Annotated in this window: 17 protein-coding genes and 1 pseudogene; 8 read left to right on the top strand and 10 right to left on the bottom strand. The window is 42.3% G+C overall.

Translation table 11 applies throughout. The features are described 5' to 3' along the window. Positions 1–263: transposase domain-containing protein (locus tag ACEO2X_RS10250; RefSeq protein WP_031969697.1), on the top strand; the 263-nt coding region annotated here is incomplete at its 5' end. 234 nt (positions 264–497) lie between these two features. On the opposite strand, the gene ACEO2X_RS10245 is transcribed toward ACEO2X_RS10250, so the two are convergent. Beyond that, positions 498–3,392, bottom strand: a complete 2,895-nt coding sequence (locus ACEO2X_RS10245) for a valine--tRNA ligase (RefSeq protein ID WP_371971992.1) — start codon at positions 3,390–3,392, stop codon at positions 498–500. A gap of 251 nt (positions 3,393–3,643) precedes the next feature. On the opposite strand from ACEO2X_RS10245, the gene ACEO2X_RS10240 reads away from it, so the two are divergent. Genes ACEO2X_RS10240 through ACEO2X_RS10230 form a run of 3 tightly spaced genes read left to right on the top strand, consistent with a single transcriptional unit; the run spans position 3,644 to position 6,015 of the window. Further along, complete coding sequence (locus ACEO2X_RS10240; protein WP_004972289.1) at positions 3,644–4,312, top strand: hypothetical protein; 669 nt, start codon at positions 3,644–3,646, stop codon at positions 4,310–4,312. A 42-nt stretch (positions 4,313–4,354) separates the two neighbouring features. Next, complete coding sequence (locus ACEO2X_RS10235; protein ID WP_096902729.1) at positions 4,355–5,161, top strand: SDR family NAD(P)-dependent oxidoreductase; 807 nt, start codon at positions 4,355–4,357, stop codon at positions 5,159–5,161. A 56-nt stretch (positions 5,162–5,217) separates the two neighbouring features. Next, entirely contained in the window at positions 5,218–6,015 is a 798-nt protein-coding gene (locus tag ACEO2X_RS10230; protein ID WP_371971991.1) for a hypothetical protein, read from the top strand. Positions 6,016–6,042: 27 nt separating this feature from the next. Here ACEO2X_RS10230 and ACEO2X_RS10225 read toward each other — a convergent pair whose 3' ends face one another. From ACEO2X_RS10225 to sdsA, 8 genes are all read right to left on the bottom strand, one after another. Beyond that, a complete protein-coding gene (locus ACEO2X_RS10225) occupies positions 6,043–6,504 on the bottom strand; it encodes a YbjQ family protein (protein ID WP_167845835.1) in 462 nt (153 codons plus the stop codon). 31 nt (positions 6,505–6,535) lie between these two features. Continuing rightward, entirely contained in the window at positions 6,536–6,892 is a 357-nt protein-coding gene (locus tag ACEO2X_RS10220) for a YbjQ family protein (protein ID WP_004972285.1), read from the bottom strand. Between the two features lie 152 nt (positions 6,893–7,044). Next, positions 7,045–8,490, bottom strand: a complete 1,446-nt coding sequence (adeK, locus tag ACEO2X_RS10215; RefSeq protein ID WP_180052101.1) for a multidrug efflux RND transporter AdeIJK outer membrane channel subunit AdeK — start codon at positions 8,488–8,490, stop codon at positions 7,045–7,047. Continuing rightward, a complete protein-coding gene (locus ACEO2X_RS10210) occupies positions 8,490–11,669 on the bottom strand; it encodes an efflux RND transporter permease subunit (RefSeq protein ID WP_004972283.1) in 3,180 nt (1,059 codons plus the stop codon). The genes adeK and ACEO2X_RS10210 overlap by 1 nt, the downstream gene beginning before the upstream one ends. 13 nt (positions 11,670–11,682) lie before the next feature. Then, on the bottom strand, positions 11,683–12,945 hold the full coding sequence (locus ACEO2X_RS10205; RefSeq protein ID WP_180005767.1) for an efflux RND transporter periplasmic adaptor subunit: 1,263 nt from the start codon (positions 12,943–12,945) through the stop codon (positions 11,683–11,685). A gap of 21 nt (positions 12,946–12,966) precedes the next feature. Further along, positions 12,967–13,584: a phosphatase PAP2 family protein gene (locus ACEO2X_RS10200; RefSeq protein WP_004972280.1), complete on the bottom strand. Its 618-nt coding sequence runs from the start codon at positions 13,582–13,584 to the stop codon at positions 12,967–12,969. Between the two features lie 142 nt (positions 13,585–13,726). Continuing rightward, positions 13,727–15,787 (bottom strand): site-specific recombinase, encoded by a 2,061-nt coding sequence (locus ACEO2X_RS10195; protein ID WP_371971990.1) that lies wholly within the window; start codon positions 15,785–15,787, stop codon positions 13,727–13,729. Between the two features lie 12 nt (positions 15,788–15,799). Continuing rightward, entirely contained in the window at positions 15,800–16,777 is a 978-nt protein-coding gene (gene sdsA / locus ACEO2X_RS10190; protein ID WP_371971989.1) for an All-trans-nonaprenyl-diphosphate synthase, read from the bottom strand. A gap of 452 nt (positions 16,778–17,229) precedes the next feature. Between sdsA and rplU the strand changes: the two genes are divergently transcribed. The 4 genes from rplU (at position 17,230) to ACEO2X_RS10170 (ending at position 19,944) form a co-directional block, all read left to right on the top strand. After that, positions 17,230–17,541: a 50S ribosomal protein L21 gene (rplU, locus tag ACEO2X_RS10185; RefSeq protein WP_004972275.1), complete on the top strand. Its 312-nt coding sequence runs from the start codon at positions 17,230–17,232 to the stop codon at positions 17,539–17,541. Positions 17,542–17,560: 19 nt separating this feature from the next. Then, positions 17,561–17,815 (top strand): 50S ribosomal protein L27, encoded by a 255-nt coding sequence (rpmA, locus tag ACEO2X_RS10180; protein ID WP_004760935.1) that lies wholly within the window; start codon positions 17,561–17,563, stop codon positions 17,813–17,815. A 232-nt stretch (positions 17,816–18,047) separates the two neighbouring features. Further along, positions 18,048–18,746: an outer membrane lipoprotein chaperone LolA gene (lolA, locus tag ACEO2X_RS10175; RefSeq protein WP_371971988.1), complete on the top strand. Its 699-nt coding sequence runs from the start codon at positions 18,048–18,050 to the stop codon at positions 18,744–18,746. Positions 18,747–19,314: 568 nt separating this feature from the next. Then, on the top strand, positions 19,315–19,944 hold the full coding sequence (locus ACEO2X_RS10170) for a DUF3298 domain-containing protein (protein WP_371971987.1): 630 nt from the start codon (positions 19,315–19,317) through the stop codon (positions 19,942–19,944). Here the strand turns inward: ACEO2X_RS10170 and ACEO2X_RS10165 are convergent. Next, a pseudogene (locus ACEO2X_RS10165) lies at positions 19,921–20,031 on the bottom strand (IS701 family transposase); the annotation flags it as partial. The gene ACEO2X_RS10170 and the pseudogene ACEO2X_RS10165 overlap by 24 nt on opposite strands.

The following is a 20,031-nucleotide window of genomic DNA, read 5'->3' as shown; positions in this document are numbered from 1 at the left end:
ATGATGGCAATCTACCTATTTGCAATAATTGGGTCGAGAATCAGATGCGTCCCTGGGCGTTGGGGCGCAAGAACTGGCTGTTTGCAGGTTCGCTGCGCAGTGGTCAGCGAGCGGCAAACATCATGACTTTAATCCAGTCAGCAAAGCTGAATGGCTTGGATCCGTATGCCTATTTAAGTGATGTGCTGAAAAGGCTGCCGACACATAAAGTGACCCAGATTGAAGAGTTACTGCCACACTGCTGGAAACCTAAATCGAATTAAAAAATAGGTATGGGATTCAGCGGACGCTTACAAACCAACTAACTCATCGCTATGAATATCAAATTTGATCTCTGAGTACCCAAATCCTTTTGAATATTTACCTATAAAATTTACAGTAAAAAATAAAATTACACCTAAAGTGAATAGAAAAATATGATGCCATATTACTATTTGCATAAAAAATCCCCTCAAATTTGAAGGGATTTTAGTTTAAAAATTAATCGCTTGAAAGGATTAAAGCGCCGCAATCTGCTCCATGTTCGCTTTAATCTTCGCTAACTGATCTGCAAATTCAGCAAGTTTTACTTTCTCGCCCTCAACCACAGCCGCAGGCGCTTTCGCTACAAAACCTTCATTGCTAAGTTTAGTGGCAATTTGGTCATGCTGCTTTTGAACCTTGTCTAAGTCTTTTTGTAGGCGACCTAATTCCGCTTTCGGGTCAATTAAGCCCTTCATTGGAACGAATACAGACACATGACCCACGACAGAAGATGAAGACAATGGCGGTTGTTCGCCATCTGTCAAGAAAGTAATGCTTTCAACTTTCGCCAATGCTTTAAACAACGGCTCAATACGAGAAATTTGTGCTTTTTCTGCTTCAGTCGTGTTCTGTAAAAGAACTGGTAATAAACGTGCATTACCTAGACCCATCTCACCACGAATGTTACGCACTGCACCAATCAAACCTTGTAGCCATTGCATATCTGCTTCGGCTTGTTCGTTGATTTTGGCTTCATCTGCAACAGGGTAGTTTGCCAACATAATGGTTTCGCCACCCAAGCCAATCATTGGCGCAAGGGTTTGCCAAATTTCTTCAGTCAAGTACGGCATGATTGGATGAGCAAGACGTAAAGAAGCTTCCATCACTGCAAGTAATACACGACGTATTTCGGCTTTACGCTCTTCAGAAACAGATTCATCATTCAGAACAGGTTTGGTTAGCTCTACATACCAGTCGCAGTATTCATTCCAAATAAAGTCATAAATTGCTTGCGCAGCCAAGTCTAAACGATAAGTTGCAAACGCTTGATGAACGGCTTGCTCTGCCTTTTGTAAACGGCTCACAATCCACTGTTCAGGCAACTCCCAAAGGTCTTGACGAGCTTCTTGACCAACCGTTTGACCTTCAACATTCATCAATACAAAACGAGTAGCATTCCAAATTTTGTTGGCAAAGTTACGATAACCTTCCACACGTTTCATATCAAATTTGATGTCACGACCTGTGTTCGCCAATGCGCAGAAAGTAAAACGAACCGCATCTGTACCATACGCCTGAATCCCTTCTGGGAATTCTTTGCGGGTCGATTTTTCAATTTTCGCTGCTTGTTTCGGGTTCATCAAACCCGTCGTACGTTTTTGCACCAAAGTTTCAAGATCAACACCATCAATCAAGTCTAATGGGTCAAGCACGTTGCCCTTAGACTTCGACATTTTCTGACCTTCACTGTCACGTACCAAACCGTGAACGTAAACTGTTTTGAACGGTACTTGTGGCGTGCCATCTTCATTCTTCATGAAGTGCATGGTCATCATGATCATACGCGCCACCCAGAAGAAGATGATGTCAAAACCTGTCACCAATACATCAGTGGAGTGGAAGGTATTTAAGAAGTAGTTTTCTGCATCTTTCTTGGCATCACCCGTCCAACCTAAGGTCGAGAATGTCCAAAGTGCAGAGGAGAACCATGTATCCAGTACGTCTTCGTCTTGGTTTAATTGAATATCGGCAGGGATATTATTTTTCGTACGAACTTCTTCTTCGTTACGACCTACATAAACATTGCCTTCAGCATCGTACCAAGCAGGAATACGGTGACCCCACCACAATTGACGCGAGATACACCAGTCTTGAATGTTGTTCATCCACGCCATATACATATTGCTGTATTGCTCAGGCACGAACTTGATGCGACCATCTTGCACCGCTTCAATTGCAGGTTGCGCTAACGGTGCAATTTTCACATACCATTGGTCAGTCAATAATGGCTCAACAATTACGCCCGAACGGTCACCGCGAGGTGGTTTCAAGGTGTACGGTTGGATTTGATCTAACCAACCTTCGCTTTCCGCTTGTTCAACTAATTTTTTACGTGCTTCAAAACGCTCTAAACCAATGTAGTCTGCAGGTGCAGGAATGGTTTTAGAAATTTGTTCGCCTGCTTTCGCAATATATTCAAACTCAGCCAATACTTCAGCATTTTTGTTGAAGATATTGATGATTGGCAATTCGCAGCGTTTACCCACTTCATAGTCATTGAAGTCGTGTGCAGGGGTAATTTTTACACAACCTGTACCGAATTCTTTATCGACATACTCATCTTTTACGATTGGAACGGCACGACCTGTAATTGGGAGGATGATGTTTTGACCAACAAGGTGCGAGTAACGCTCATCATCAAGGGCAACCGCAACCGCAGTATCACCCAGCAATGTTTCAGGACGAGTGGTTGCCACTACAATGTGATCTTTACCATCGTGAGTGCGTAGTGATTTATCTTCAAAGAAATATTTGAAGTGCCACAATGAACCTTGTTCTTCTTTATCCGACTCAACTTCTAAGTCAGAAAGGGCAGTTTGTAATTTTGGATCCCAGTTTACAAGGCGTTTGCCGCGGTAAATTAAACCTTCTTCGTGTAGTTTCACGAAAACTTCTTTCACCGCATTCGATAAGCCTTCGTCCATAGTGAAGCGTTCACGTGACCAATCTACCGAAGAACCTAAACGGCGGATTTGACGGGTAATGTTACCGCCAGATTGTTCTTTCCATTCCCAGACTTTTTCGATGAATTTTTCACGACCTAAGTCATGGCGGCTGATATTTTGCGCGCCCAATTGACGCTCTACTACCATTTGTGTGGCAATACCCGCGTGGTCTGTACCCGGTTGCCATAAAGTATTTTTACCCGACATACGGTTAAAGCGCGTGAGGGCATCCATAATGGCGTTGTTAAAACCATGACCCATGTGCAAGCTACCTGTGACGTTTGGCGGCGGAATCATGATACAGAATGATTCGCCTTTTTCAGACGGCTTAAAGTAGCCGTTTTCTTCCCAAGTCTTGTACCATTTTTTCTCGATCTCGGTAGGATCGTAGGTTGTAGCAATATTTTGCGCTGAATCAGTCATAGTAAGAACAGGTTAAAAGTGAATAAAAAATTGCAACTATTGTAGCAAAAAAATTGCCCGCTAAGCGAGATTCAACTCAGCCAAACTTATCGCAATTGGCAGTTGGGCAAACTCATCGTATGATGGGCGACAAGTATGATAAAAACTTCAAGTTCTCCGTTGCCTGTAACACTGTTTTAAACTGGGTTTAAGCAATGGATTTTAAAATAGATGAAAACACATCAATACGGTCAAAATAGGCAAGTTCAGTTATGACTTATGCTGTATCTTTAAAATTAAAACCAGAAACATATCAAAGATTTCAACACATTCATCAACAACTCAATGCAGGTGAATCGGAAAGTTTATCTAAAGCTTTGGGGGCGGTACTGACCGATATTTCTTGTGAAATTATTGAGCAACTTTTTGGTGAATTGTCACGTTCTAGTCATTCACTGGATGGTGAATCTGAAAAAATTATTCAGCAAGTCATACAAACCATGCAAAAATATATGCCATGGTCGGTGTCGTTTTTTGGCAATGAACGCTTAACGCCTATGGTGAATTATCTGGCAAGCATGATGTATCAGCAGGAAGGGCAAGGTTTTGTGACTTATCCTGTCGATAGTATTGTTATGAAAGAAACGTTGGGTTGTATTGAGCAAATTCGGCAGGGCAACAGTGCATGTATTGCGCCTGCATTTAAAGGGTTTACTCAAATTATTGATCAGGGCGTGGGTTATTTAATTCGTGATCCGAAAAAAATGCTGAAATTTAATTTGGTGGTCGATAAAACTTTAAACGGCGTGATTCATTTGACTACGCAACTGGGGTATAAACGCCTAGAAAAAATGGGTGCGCAATTCGATTTGGAAAGTGCAGAGATATATTTAAACCATTTTCTTGGGTTTTTGCAGCATCCTGCAAAACCTAAGACTTAAATTTTGATGACTTAAATTTTTAAATAACGCGGACAAACGGTTATGGCAAAACGGGAAAACTTGGAACATAAAGTGGTGTGGATTACAGGTGCATCTTCTGGCATTGGTAAGGCATTGGCAAAAGAGTGTGCTTTACAAGGTGCACAAGTGATTTTAACCGCACGTCGTTATGAAGAACTTGAAAAAGTACGCGTGAGTTTGCTGAATCCTGAACGTCATCTTTCTGTATGTGCAGATATTACCAATGAAAGTCAGGTGTTACATGCGTATGAACAAGTTTTGGCACGTAAAGGACGCATTGACTGGCTAATTAATAATGCAGGTTTAAGTCAGCGCGCTTTAATTGCCGATACCACTATGCAGACTGAACGCACCATTATGGAAGTGGATTATTTCTCTCAGGTCTTTCTGACCAAAACTGTCTTGCCGACCTTTTTACAGCAAAAACATGGTCGCATTATTTTTGTATCTAGTGTTGCAGCATTATTGGGTACGCAATATCGCGCGTCATATTCTGCAGCGAAAAGTGCCATTCACATGTGGGCGAATAGTTTGCGTGCCGAAGTAGCGGAGCAGGGCGTACAGGTTTCAGTTGTTTTCCCAGGATTTGTGAATACCAAGGTGTCTTTTAATGCGTTGAATGGTGAAGGCAAACCACAAGGACATCAAGATGAAGCCATTGAAAATGGTTTAGATGCCGATGTTTTTGCTAAAAATACAGTTAAAGCACTCATGGCAGGCGATGAATATATCGTGGTCGGGGGCGCTAAAGAAAAACTGGGCGTGTTGGTGTCGCGTTTATCGCCAAGTACTTTATATAAAATGATTCGTAAAACCAAAGTGAAGTAATTTTTAATCAAAGTGACTTCAAAATAAAATAATAAAAACAAAAAGAAGGATGAGCCATGCGTTTAATGATGAAAGGTATTTTTTTATTTATCAGCGCGTGGCTTTTCGCTTTCTTAGGGATGACTCAAACGACATTTGCCAAATTACAAACAAACGATGATTCGTTGTGTAAACAACCTGAATATATTGAAAAGATTTTACGACAGCACACAAATACAACCACAGTGAATGAGGACTTTTTGGCTTGTGCGGATTTCCCCAATATTCCTGAACAAACTTTAATTGCTTATGCTGAAACTCAGACAAAAGATGATCAACCTGTAGATGATTATCAGCTGACTTTTTTAACCGTAAATAGTAAAACGCAAAAGCTTCATTCAATCTATCACGTGAAAGAGCTTTTGCCTTCAGATGCAATTGAACTGCGTTCTATCCATTTAGATTTGGCGCCGTATCAAGTTTCTGAAAGCTTAAGGGCAATTGGTTTAAGAAGGAATTATGCAGGACGTTCAAGTGCCAATCCTTTTTCGGCGCAAGTACTCGATTTATATGATTTACAGCATAACAAGAAAATTTTAAACGGCTTAATCGTAGCGCGCTATCAGGCAGAAACCGATACACGTTGTAATGCCAAAGTAATAGAAAGCAAAGCTATTTTAATGATCTTGCGAAATACAACTCGACAATATTTTGATATGCAATTACGTGATCGTATTCAACATTATGAAATGTCGGGCGATTTAGAAAATTGCAAAGAAACTAAACGAGTGTCTACTCAACAGCGTTTCACTTTAAAATTTGATGGTCGGCAATATCAAATTCCTCAGCCTTATCGAGATCAGTATTTATACTAAATTCTTTACAAACGCTGAAAGATGTACTCAGCGTTTTGCAGAGAATTGACTAACGCTATTTTGAACCGCCGTTCCATAAGCAAAGACTTCGACCATGCCGCCTTGCATCCCCAATTCTGTGGTGCTTAAACGCAGCCCCATAATATGATTTGCGCCCATTTTTTCAGCTTCTAATTTTAAACGGACGATGGCTTCACGACGCGCCCGCTCGACAATACTTTCATAACTGGTCAAACGCCCGCCAAAGAAGTTCTGAATATTGGCAATCACAAACTTAAAATAATCGTGAGAAATGACCACATTACTATGTATCAATTGCCCAAAATTGGGACTGGTCTGGAAGCGGTTATTATCAATCTGAATATAGCTTAAACGCAGTTCTTGTTCGGCTAAATATTTGAAATGCTTGCGTTCGTTGCGTCGCCCAAAACCAAAGCCTACAGCAAATAAAATCGCAAAGACAACAATTTGCAGAATTAAATTATCCATGTGATGTTATTCCTGTTCAATAATCTTTGCTTTAGTGTGATGCTGGAAATGGGTCTGGAAGTTTAGGAATATCTGCCTCGACCACCACTGCTGTACCATAAACAAACAATTCCGAAGCACCTTGAGCGATATTTGAAGTAGAAAAGCGAATCCCAACAATAGCATTGGCACCTAAACCACGTGCTTTAGCAATCATACGATCCATCGCTTCTTGGCGTGATTCTTCTAGTAATTCGGTATAAGCCGTTAATTCACCACCGACAATATTTTTGAGTCCTGCCAAGAAGTCACGCCCCACATGCTTACTGCGTACGGTGCTGCCATAGACCACATCAATTTGCCGTGAAATACGATGACCTGGTACAGATTCAAGATTACTGAGCAACATAAGATTCTAATATTTAAAAACAAGACGTATTGAAGATATGAAATGTACTGGCAAAAAGCAATAAAAAAGCCCACCGAAGTGAGCTGATTTAGTCTGTATGTGTCTGTATGTATTGAGCTGTTAAGCAGCAAATTTAAGGTAGACGCAAAGACTTATTGCGCTTTACGTTCTGCCGATGATGCAGGTTGTGATGTGGCATCTGAAGTATTGGCTTTCACACCGCCACCCAAAGATTTATACAACTCCACCTGATTGTTCAAATTGGCTTGTTCCAACAACAATAAACCTTGTTCTGCTGCATAAGACGTACGCTGTGCATCCAACACGGTTAAATAGTTGTCAATGCCTGCGCGGAAGCGTGCATTAGATAATTTATAAGTGGTATTGGTCGCATCAACCAAGCGTTTTTGTGCCGCTAAACGATCACCAATATTTTGACGAACTGCCAAAGCATCATTCACTTCACGGAATGCAGACTGAATTGATTTTTCATAGTCAGCCAAAGCAATTTGTTGATCCGTTTCTGAAATTTTGATGTTGGCTTGGCGTGTGCCCCAATCAAAAATTGGCAAGTCGATGCTCGGGCCCACTGCCCAAACAAAACTGCCTGATTTAAACAAATCACTCAAGTCAGTTGATGCATAGCCTGCATTGCCCGTGAGGCTAATGCTTGGGAATAAACGTGCTTTTGCTGCACCAATATTGGCACCCGCAGCCGATAGTCGATACTCTGCAGTACGAATATCAGGACGGTTATTCAGCAAGTCACTTGGTAAACCAGCGTCAATTGCGGTAGTTTTGGTAATGCGCGTCACACGTTGCGTTGGCAATAACGCACTTGGAACTTGTTCGCCCACCAACAAGTTCAGCAAGTTTTGTGCTTGCGCGACTTGGGTTTTGTAGTTGGCGACATCATTACGTGCAGTTTCAACTGAAATTTGTGCCTGACGGACAGGTAATTCACTATCAATGCCGACATCAAAACGCTTTTTGTTGAGGTTATAAGACTCAAGCTGTGTTTTTAAGGTTTGGTCTGCCAGTTTTAAATTGGCATTGGCAAAAGAATAGTTGAGCCATGCTTGCGCCACCTGACCAATCAAGGCAATTTGTGTGGCATCACGCGAGCTTTGAGTTGCCAAGAAGTTATCTAATGCATTGTCTTTTAAGCTGCGTACACGACCCCAAAAATCTAGTTCGTAGGCAGTTACACCTAAACCAACGTTATAGCGTGTGTGTGTGCCTAAAGCAGTACCTTGATCTTGACGCAGTACGCCACCGCTAGCACCAATGGTAGGTAACTGGTTGTTTTCGGTAATTTGATAGGCTTGTTGGGCACGTTGGATATTCAGCGTCGCTGTGCGTAAATCACGGTTATTGTTCAATGCCATATCCAAGACTTGTAATAAGCGTTGATCGGCAAAGAAATCTTTATAACCTTGTTCAGCCACTGAAGTACCCGATGCAGCAGCAGTATAGCTGCTTGGAATACTTGTCTGAGCGACGGGCTCTGGCCCACGCATACTTTGACAGGCTGTCAAAGCAAGCGCGAGGGCAGAAACCGCAATACCACGGCCTGTATGCGACCATAAGTTTTGCATCACGATACATGCTCCTGATTATTTTGTTGTTTTGGTTTGTATTTAAAGATACTTCTAATCCAGACATAGAATACAGGAATAAAGAAGATCCCTAACAAGGTTGAGCTAATCACACCACCTAAAACACCATAACCGACCGAGTGTTGGCTACCTGCACCTGCACCTGAAGAAAGTGCAAGCGGCAATACACCAAAACCAAAGGCTAAAGTGGTCATAATGATTGGACGTAAACGCATTTTTGCAGCATGCAAGGTCGCTTCAAACAGGTCTTCACCTTTTTCTTGTAGCTCTTTGGCAAACTCCACAATCAAAATCGCGTTTTTGGCAGATAAACCAATCACGGCAATAATCGCCACTTGGAAGTAAATGTTGTTGGATAGGTTCGGGTTTTTGAACAAGATCATGCCCCCGAAGGTAAGCAATAATGCTCCGACAATACCCAACGGTACCACCAACAGCACCGAGAATGGAATAGACCAGCTTTCATACAAGGCTGCCAAACACAAGAATACAATCAGTAATGACAGTGCATAGAGGAATGGTGCCTGATCGCCAGATTCACGCTCTTCAAGTGATAAACCTGTCCATTCATAGTCAAAGCCGTTTAAGCCCATAGATGGTAGTTTTGCGACAATTTCTTCCATCGCTTGCATGGCTTCACCAGAGCTGACACCTGGCGCAGGCGCACCCTGAATGTTCTTGGCAGATACGCCGTTATAGCGTTCCAAACGAGGTGAACCATAAGTCCATTCGCCTGTTGCAAAGGCTGAGAATGGCACCATTTCACCACGGTTGTTGCGGACATACCACTTGTTCAGGTCTTCAGGCATCATGCGTGAATCAGATTCGGCTTGCACATAGACTTTTTTCACGCGACCACGGTCAATAAAGTCATTGATGTACGAACCACCCCAAGCCATGCCCATGGTGCTGTTGATTTCAGCAATGCTGACACCTGCCGCACCTGCTTGCGCTTGGTCAATAATAATACGGTACTGTGGTGTATCTTCTTGACCATTTGGACGTACGCCCATTAAGCGAGGGTCTTTAGACGCTTCACCCAACACAATATTACGTGCCATGGTGAGTTTTTCATGACCATTGCCCGCAGCATCTTTCAGTTGCAAGTTAAAGCCTGAGCTGACACCTAATTCTGGCATCGCAGGAAGCTGTAATGGCATGATGTAAGTGGCATCTTTCACAATCATGTTCAGTGCCATACCACGCTGGATAATTGCACCAACTTGAGATTCAGGGCTTGTACGCTCACTCCAGTCTTTTAACTTAATGAACGCCATACCTGCGTTTTGACCAACGCCTGAGAAAGAGAAGCCTGAAACACTAAATACCGACTGCACATGCTCTTTTTCATTTTCTCTGAAAAAGTTGGTCATGCTGGTCATGGTGGCGTCAGTACGTTCCAAAGTTGCATTTGGTGGGAGTTGTACCAATGTCATCACCACGCCCTGATCTTCATCAGGCAAGAATGATGATGGTAGTTTTTGGAACACTAACACAATAATGCCCAGTACCACTGCATATAAAACCCCCGAGAAGATTTTATGATGCGTCATGCGGTTAACACCACCTTGATATTTAACCGAGAGCTTATCGAAACTGCGGTTAAACCAGCGGAAGAAACGCGCAAAAATACCGTTGCTTTCAGGCTTGTTTGGATCGTGTTGTTTAAGAATCGTGGCACATAGGGCAGGGGTAAAGGTCAACGCTACGACCAGTGACAACACCATTGCAGTCACAAGCGTAATTGAGAATTGACGATAAATAACGCCTGTAGTCCCACCAAAGAATGCCATAGGTACGAATACCGCAGACAATACCGAGGTAATCCCGATCAGTGCGCCTGAAATCTGTTTCATCGACTTTTCAGTCGCCGCCACAGGGTCAAGATGTTCTTCGACCATGACACGTTCTACGTTTTCCACCACGACAATTGCGTCATCGACCAATAGACCAATCGCCAGTACCATGGCAAACATGGTCAGGGTGTTAATCGAGAAGCCAAACATGTTGATCACGGCAAAGGTACCCAGTACCACTACAGGCACGGCCATGGTTGGAATAATTGTGGCACGCCAGTTCTGCAAGAACAGGAACATCACAATAAAGACCAAAATGATCGCTTCAATTAAGGTTTTAACAACACTCTTAATTGAAAGTTCAATAAATGGCGTGGTATCAAAAGCCAACTCATCCTTTAAACCCGCAGGGTAGTTAGGACGTAATTGCTTAAGGCGTTCTTCTACAGCAGCAGCGGTATCTAGGGCGTTAGCACCTGTAGATAATTTAATTGCGACACCGCCCGCAGGCTTGCCGTTGTATTTAGAAATAAACTGATAGTTGTCTGCACCAAGTTCAATTCGTGCCACATCACCCAAGCGCACTTGAGCGCCCGAAGCGGTATTTTTTAGAAAAATATTGCTGAATTGTTCAGGTGTTTGCAGCAAGCTTTGTGCAGTTACCGTAGCATTCAAAGCCTGACCTTGAATTGCAGGCGCACCGCCCAATTGACCTACCGCAACCTGTGCGTTTTGGGTACGAATCGCTTGAGCAATATCACTTGGTGTGACTTGCAAGCTTGCCATTTTGGCAGGATCCATCCAAATACGCATTGCGTATGAGCCACCAAAGACTTGTACTTCACCCACACCTGCAACACGGCTCAGCGGTTCAGAAATGTTAGAGTTAACATAGTCTTTAATATCATCGGCAGACAGGCTTTCATCAGGTGAATAAAAAGCGAGAACCTGTAAGAAGCTCGCTCCTGATTTGGTCACTTTCACGCCTTGACGTTGCACATCATCAGGCAAGAGCGCCGTAGCAGATTGCAATTTGTTCTGTACTTGAACCTGTGCAATATCTGGGTCGATACCTTGTTCAAAGTTTAACGTAATGGATGCAGAACCGTTCCCCGCACTGTTGGATGAAATATAGCGCAGACCATCCAAACCGTTCATTTGTTGTTCAATAATTTGCGTTACTGTGTTTTCCACAGTTTCAGCAGATGCACCCGGATAGGTTGCAGCAATGGTGACCGTTGGCGGTGCAATGGTCGGATATTGGGCAATTGGCATATTGGTGAGGGTAATAATCCCCGCCAACATGATTACCAATGAAATCACCCATGCAAAAATGGGGCGATGAATAAAAAAGTGAGCCATTAACGTCTACTCCTTATGCATTTGAAGTAGCTTTTGGTTCAGTGGCTTGGGCTTCTGAGGCTGGTTGGGCATCACCCGATTTTGCTGGTGCAGCAGGTGCGGCTTGTGGAGCAGCGCCTTGCGGTTGATACGGCTTAGCGACCACTTGCTGTTCAGGTTTTACTTTGGCAATACCTTCGACAATCACTTTATCGCCAGTTTGCAAACCTTCAGTCACAATCCAGTTGCTGCCTTGCGTACCAACTGTGGTCACAGGACGCGGTTCAACAATACCTTTGGCATTCACAATCATTGCCATTGCCTGACCTGTTGGGGTACGGCTAATCGCAGCTTGTGGAATTAAGATTGCGTTAGGAATCACACCTTGCACAATTTGCGCAGTGGCAAACATACCCGGCAATAATAAATGATTTGAATTTGGGAACACGGCGCGTAAAGTCACGGTGCCTGTTTCTGGGTTCACGCTGGCATCAGAAAAAGCCAAACGACCTTCAACAGGGTAGTAGCTGCCATCTTCAAGTTTTAATTTTACTTTGGTGTTGTTGCTGCTATTTAAACTACCTTGACTCAATTGCTGACGTAAACGTAGTAACTCTGCGCTGGACTGATTGATGTCTACATAAATTGGGTCTAAGCGTTGAATCGTCACCAACGGTTCCGCCTGACTAGCCGTAACCAATGCACCTGCAGTCACAGTAGAGCGGTTAGTTTGCCCTGAAATTGGGGCACGTACAGTCGAATAGCCTAGGTTAATTTCGGCATTGCGTACTTCTGCTTGAGTCGCAGCAACATCGGCTTCGGCAAGTTTTACCTGTGCCACAATGTCATCATATTCTTGTTTAGAGATTGCATTGCTGCCTACCAACTGACGGTAACGACCTTCTTTAATGCGTAACACATTCAATTGCGCTTGCTGGCGGGTGAGTGCTGCACGGCTACTGTCTAGACTGGCACGGTTGGTACGTGAGTCAATTTCATAAAGCGCCTGACCCTCACGCACGTAGCTGCCTTCGGTAAATAAACGTTTCAGAACCACACCACTGGTTTGTGGGCGAACTTCTGAAATTTCAAAGGCTGTGGTACGTCCAGACAGTTCTACAGACTGTTCCACGCTTTGTGGCTGTGCCACCAGTACGCCAACCTCAGTCGGTGGCATTTGCTGAGCTGCACCTGCTTGCTGTGCATCTTTTGGATCTTTGCTACAACCCACAAGTGCTAAACTTGTGGCTAATGCGCAAGCAGTCAGGGCAGGAGCCCAAAGCTTTGCAGACATCATTCTTTCACCTCTATTAGATTTTTATCTAAACTTATGTATTGGTTTGTCTTGCAGATATTGAGCGCAAAACAGATACCACAATGTGATCCAAATAAAACTTATGCTCCAACCAGAGAGGACATCTGAAGGATAGTGCACTCCCAGATACACACGGGAAATGCCCATCAGCAACATCCATAACCACGCGCACACAGACAAAATTTTATGCGCTGGATGTTGCAAACTCAGGTAAATCACCAAACAACCTAAAGTTGCAGCATAAAAACTATGAGCGCTTGGAAATGATGCGCCAAAAGTTTCCACCAAATGCAATGCTTCAGGCGGGCGAGGTCGCGCGAATAGGTATTTGAGCAGCCATGAAAGCGCAATACTTACGACCAGTCCTACACTGATAAAAACAATTTTTGTGTATTTTTTATACCATGCCAAATAGAAACACCATAGGCAGGTTAAAAATAATACAAATGGCATGCCACCTAATACAGAAAGTGTGATTGCCAATTGATTCAAATGTGCGGTGCGCTGGGTACTTAAAAACTCCACACTGGCAACATCAAATTGTTGCCAACTTGGAATGTTTAGCACTAACACACTGATTATAAATAGTAAACTACCGAGATAAAGCAGTATTTTAGGCATGCTAAAAATCCCTGTAAGTTTAACCGATTTGAGCACGGTTGATGAATGGAATAAAGTGTACTAGTCAGTACACTTTATTTCAAGCCAATGTAAATGAGAAGAATTTCTTTTTTTGTTACTTTGTGCGCAATGTAAATGTGCACTAAATTTTAGCATTTCGTTCAGTATTTGAGGATGAATCGTCATCCACTGTAATTGGTTGTTTCGGTGGCCAAAAGAAATCACTTGGACGGGTTAAAAAGTGAGTCAGCACCAATTTTGCCAAAGGTTTCCATTGTTCAAAACGTACCCGACGCGCACGCAATGCCACAATAATGGTTAAAGTAAAACTGACGAATAAGTTGGTTAAACCAATCAGCAGCACCCCTAAAAATGACACAATAATCAGGCCAATTTCAGGTGAGCCATTAATATTCATTAAACCCTGAATAAAGTTGGCAGAAGCGAAGGCAATGTGGCGAATATCAATGGGTAAACCCAAAATATAACCCAGTGTGGCGGTACTGCCGAGCATAATCCCGAACAGGAAATTACCTGCCAAAGCCCCTAAGTTTCGTTCTATATAATTGGCAAATATATTGAGACGTTCTTGCCCGAGTAGCTTTTTTAAATGCAGATGGGCTTTTAGGCGTGGCCCGACTTTACGATACACGGCCATGTTATCGAAATAACCTGCAATCAAACCAGACAGAAATAAAAATACCCCTGCAATGGCGGCATGTGGAATGGCAAGTGAAGTAAACGGATTCAAGTCGTGCAGCATATTGGATGCTTTGGCATGTGACATCAACGGTTCATGCAACATGGCATCCCAACTAAAAGCAATTAAGGCTGCGACTGGAATGGCAATCGAGATATTGCCCAAAATGGCGACGAACTGCGTGCGGATAATATTAATAATTAAGGCAGCAAGTTCGGCAATTTGTGCCATTTTAGAGCCTTTACGATGCTGTACCGTAGAAGCCAATGCTGCAGCAGTCATTGCGGGTTGTTTGGTGGCAACAGTAAAGTGCAAGACATGAATCAGCATAAAACCAAATGAATAAATCATGCTGTTGATGATGGCCTGCATCATCGGAGCGAGCACTAAACGCGAGGCGAGGGTTTTTAAAGTCGCCATCATGGCAATTAAAACACCTGCACCTGCTGCAGCTTTATACATGCTCCAAAAACCGTCTTTATCGGTACTTACATAATGCTCACCCGTTTTACTGGCATTTTCAGTAACTTGTAAGGCAATTAACTCACTATTTTCTGCAAGCAAGGAACGTACACTGCGTTCGCTATATAGTGCCGCAGTGACATCTACAAGTAACTGTCCTGCGGAAACATAACGGACTTTGTCTTGCGCCACGATTAAATTCAGCAACAGTTCAATCCGCTCTAAACATTGTTCAAGTAAAGACAATAAGTAGGTCAGACTGATGCTGACGCCAGTTCGTTTGGTGGCACGACGAATTTTACTGCTGACATCATGACATTGGTCAATCATCACCAAAGCTTGAGAGGCATCGGGTGGTTGAATGGCACTGATTTGATCGTGTTGTTGATCGGCAACTTTATAAAGCTGAATAAACTCGTTGATTTCGCGGTTTTGTGCCAAAAAAGGTGAATCATATTCACTTAGTTCAGGATAGGCACTAATAAATTCAGGATATAAACCAATGCCGCTGACCCGATATGACAGCACTGTTAGAGCTTTAATAATTTCACTGCGAATCAGGCGTTTTTGTGTTTGTCCGCCATGTCCGCGATTCAGTAAAGTAAATAATTGCTGCCATTCGGTATCTTCAATATTGTCGAGCCAGTATTTATCACTACGTAGTGGAAAAACTCGACGGACTAAATCTTGCAGTTGGCTTTCATCATTAATCAGCGGTAAAAAGTGCGCGCCCAAACGCTGAAACAACTGATTCCAAAAACCATCGAGCGATAAAATTCCCGTGTCGGCATATAAACTGGTTTGTTTGTATTGATTGATTAGACGTAAAACAAAATGTTGCAAGGTTGAGCTGGCATCGGGTGTCAGCAGCAAGGCTTGTAAGAAAGCTTGAAACTTTTGATGAGTTTCTTCTAAATCTTGAGTGTCACTTGGACGGATACGATTGACCAGTTCAATCAGCAGATTTTCATCCAGAACAGCTTTTGGTGTATCCAGCTGTTCTTGCATTTTTCTAAATAAATCGTTGAGTTTTATATGCATAAGCTGCTTAAATTATTGAATGCGATGTAAAGCCAATAAGGCTAAATTCTTTAAGGCCTGACGATACTCCGAGTCTGGCAGTGCTTCTAAAGCGGCAATAGCGGCTTCTGTTTCTTCTGTGGCACGTTGGCGGCAATAATCGAGAGCGCCAGAGGACTGCACAATGGCAATAACCTGATCGAGGTCAGAAGTACCACCTGTCGCAATACTGCGACGAATAATTTGATGTTGTTCGCCAGTGGTATTTCTTAATGCAGAGATTAAAGGCAAAGTTGGTTTGCCTTCCATTAAATCATCGCCAATATTTTTACCTAATGTTTCAGCATCTGAGGTGTAATCCAAAATATCATCAATGATTTGGAAGGCATTACCAAAGTGTCCTGCAAATAAACGCAAAGGCTCACGGTATTGCGGTGTACCAGTTAAAATTGCAGCACCTTCGGTTGCCAGTTCAAATAAACGTGACGTTTTACCGTGAATAATATCCAAATAAATTTTTTCAGTGGTGTCTGGTTGATGCTGTGCCTGTAGTTGTAAAACTTCACCTTCGGCAATTTCACAGGTACCTGTAGAAAAGTCTTTCAGCAATACCATGTCATTTAAATCGACCAATAAGTCGAACGAGCGGGAAATTAAGAAGTCACCCACTAAAACTGCAGTCTGGTTATTCCATGTTGCATTGGCTGTTGGGCGACCACGACGTAAACCTGACTCATCTACAACATCGTCATGCACCAAAGTTGCGGTATGTAGCATTTCAATAATGGCCGCCAGTTTACGTTGACGTTCCAAATCTTCTGCACCACAGGCTTTGGCTGCAAGCAGACACATAATTGGACGCATGCGTTTGCCGCCTGCTTCGACCACGTGTTTACTAACGGCCATGACCAGGGCAACTTTTGAGGTAATTCCTTCATTAATAAATGTATCCATCGCGGCAAAATCAGAAGCAACAGGGGCGAGAATGTCTTGCTTAAAGTCGATGGTCATGTGAAAGGAAACCTCAATAATATTGAATTACAAACTTAGTGGAATCTATTGTAACTTTGGTTACAGCCAAGAAAATTAACTCAGTCTGCGAAAATAACACGCTGAATGCAATAGCTAGGCAATTGTATAATTGTTAAGTCTAATTGAAAACTAAGTAAATAACTTTATTGGTAAATTTGGCATTTGCTTAAGTTGCGCCTGATTCTAACAAGCGTAACGGCTTGCGCCAATACAATCTGTCTATTTACCCTTAACCAAGGGGTATAAAACATGACAAGTAGAGGTGTTTACTAAATAATCAATGCGCGTATACAATAATTGCCGCAAATGACTTGTTGTTTGTGTGAATATCCCTTAAAATCCTTGCCCTTGAATAACCCCCAGTGGCGTTCGTTTTAAGATCGATATATCCCTTTATCGGCACGACGACACGGGCATGTTTGGAGTACATTATGTACGCAGTAATCCAAAGCGGTGGTAAACAGCACCGTGTTGTTGAGGGTGAAACCCTTAAAGTTGAATTATTGAAAGCTGAAACTGGCGCAACTATTACGTTTGATGACGTATTAATGGTTGTAAACGGTGACAACGTTCAAATCGGTGCTCCAGTTGTTGCTGGCGCTAAAGTAACTGCAGAAGTGGTTGGTCATGGTCGTCACGACAAAATCCGTATTGTTAAAATGCGTCGTCGTAAACACTACCGTAAGCAACAAGGTCACCGTCAATGGTTTACCGAGTTGAAAATTACTGGTATTGCAGGCTAATCACTAGGAGTAAATAGACATGGCAACTAAAAAAGCCGGTGGATCGACTAAGAACGGTCGTGATTCGAATCCTAAGATGTTAGGTGTTAAAGTTTACGGTGGTCAAACTGTAACTGCTGGTAACATCATCGTTCGTCAACGTGGTACAGAATTCCACGCTGGTGCAAACGTAGGTATGGGCCGTGACCATACTTTATTTGCTACTGCTGACGGCGTAGTAAAATTCGAAGTGAAAGGTCAATTTGGCCGTCGCTACGTATCTGTTGAAGCGTAAGCAACAATAGAAAGAAACCCACAAGTGATTGTGGGTTTTTTTTATGTCTATAAGATAGTAAAAAAACTCAGAAGTAGATGCTTTTTATATCTTCATCATGATGGATAAATTTCTACATATTATATTAATAACAATACAAAACTTCTTATTTTCTATCATATTAGCGCCAGAAATTGGTTTAAGATGGGACATCCAAAACATTGCGACTAAGCAAATATAAAAAGGTGAATCTATGAATATGCTTCGTAAAACCATGTGTGCTGTGGCATTAGGTGCAACGACTTTAGCACCAATCATGAGTACCACAGTGTTTGCTGCGCCAGTGGCAGCATCGGAGCAACAGGCGACAGCAAATTTAGTTAAACAATTAAACGGTATTAAAAGTTTTACGGCCAATTTTGAGCAAACCACCAAAGTCAGCAACAATGGTAAGGCTTTACCAAACCGTGGTCTATCTGCTCAACACATGAACCAGAATTTTAAAGGCGTGATGAAAGTTGAACGTCCGGGTAAATTCTTCTGGGAAACCACCAGTCCAGCCAAACAGACCATTGTGACCACAGGTAAAACGGTATGGATTTATGATCCAGACTTACAGCAAGCGGTACGTCAAAGTTTAGATAATCAAGTAGCGAACACACCCGCATTATTACTTTCGGGTAATACCAACCAAATTATGCAGTCTTATCGCGTAACACAGCCGAACAAGTCAAAAACTTATTACACTTTATATCCAAAAAGTGATGATGGTGTGTTTCAAAGTCTGACCATTAGTTTTGGTGCACGTAATGCACCTACCTTAATGATTTTACAGGACTCGTTGGGGCAAACCACACATGTGCGTTTTAACAATGTGAAAGTTAATGCCAAAATTCCTACATCGACCTTTAACTTCACTCCGCCAAAAGGCACCGATATTATTGATCAATAATCAACACATCGAAGTTAAAAGTGATGATATTTAGGGCGTTTTAAACGCCCTAATTTTTTATGGATAATTTGTCCTTGCTGGTTTATCCCTTATTTTAGGGTAGAAAGATTTGGGGCAGTAATATTCGCCTCAAATTATACGTAAAGCAGATTGTGAATAATTTAGCGTCTGACACAACAACGCAGCGATTTAAAACTCAGCCCACATATTTATCTGTAGATTCATTCTAAGAAATCCACAATTTCTGTGGATAAATCTTGGGATAATTCACATTTTGCAATATGCAGGATATAGACTGAGTCATCACAGATCATCATTTTGCACTAATGATGTGTTATCAATATTTTGATTTATAATGAAAAAATAAAAATAATCATACAAAAATATGAGCATTAATTTTAAGCAACTTTATCCCCCGATTATTCCGTTACACAACTGCTCTAGGATTGAACAGCGAGAGTTATCTATAGTCTTGACTAATTCAATTGAAGCAATTTTATCGCAAGATTTGTGCAGGTTTGCATTTCTAATCATTGGACTTTATGAATCGTGGTAGAAGGGGAATTTAATGCAATATTTAAAATCACAGGTGTTTTTGGGTGCTGTCGCTTTAAGTTCGGTTCTGTTGTTGACTGCATGTCAGCCAAAGAGTGAGGCAACTTCTAAAACCGAAACTGAGCAAGCTGCGCCTGCATCTGTCACAGCCGAGATTCCTGTGATTCAAGCTAAAGTGGTGGCGCTTAAATTGCCACAACAGCAAATTTGTGATGAAGGTGGTTGTACTGCTTACGATATTCAGACGGTAAAAACCAATGTGGCGTGGATTGATGAATATTTTATGCAGCGCTTGCAAAAGGCAGACCCAATTGCATTTTCAAAAGCTGCGGCATCAACTGAAACGCCAAAGGTAGAAGAAACTGATCCTATGCGGCTGAGTCAGAGTTCAAGCTATGTGCGATATATCGGGCAACATGCCAATTTAGCGACGTTTAGTTTGCAAAGCTACAGTTACCCTGCGGGTGCGGCGCATGGTATCCATCACCAAGAATTTGTGACTTTTGATTTAAAACAGAAAAAGCGTTTGGCGTTGCAAGATATTATGCTGCCCAATACGGAAGCCAAAATGACCGAAGAATTGTTTAACCATAATTATAATTGTAGGACTTACGCACTATTATTTAAAGATTCTCTGTGGTAGCAGATGATTTTTATCGAGAATAAAGTCATCAATGAAGCTTTTGATAATTGGTCTAAATAATTTCTTCTGCCAACGATATACATTTTC

The sequence above is a fragment of the Acinetobacter sp. AL9 genome (genome assembly GCF_041464035.1).
Taxonomy (GTDB): Bacteria; Pseudomonadota; Gammaproteobacteria; order Pseudomonadales; family Moraxellaceae; genus Acinetobacter; species Acinetobacter towneri.
Note: the sequence above shows the minus strand (reverse complement) of the source record. Positions and strands in the feature narration are given on the sequence as shown.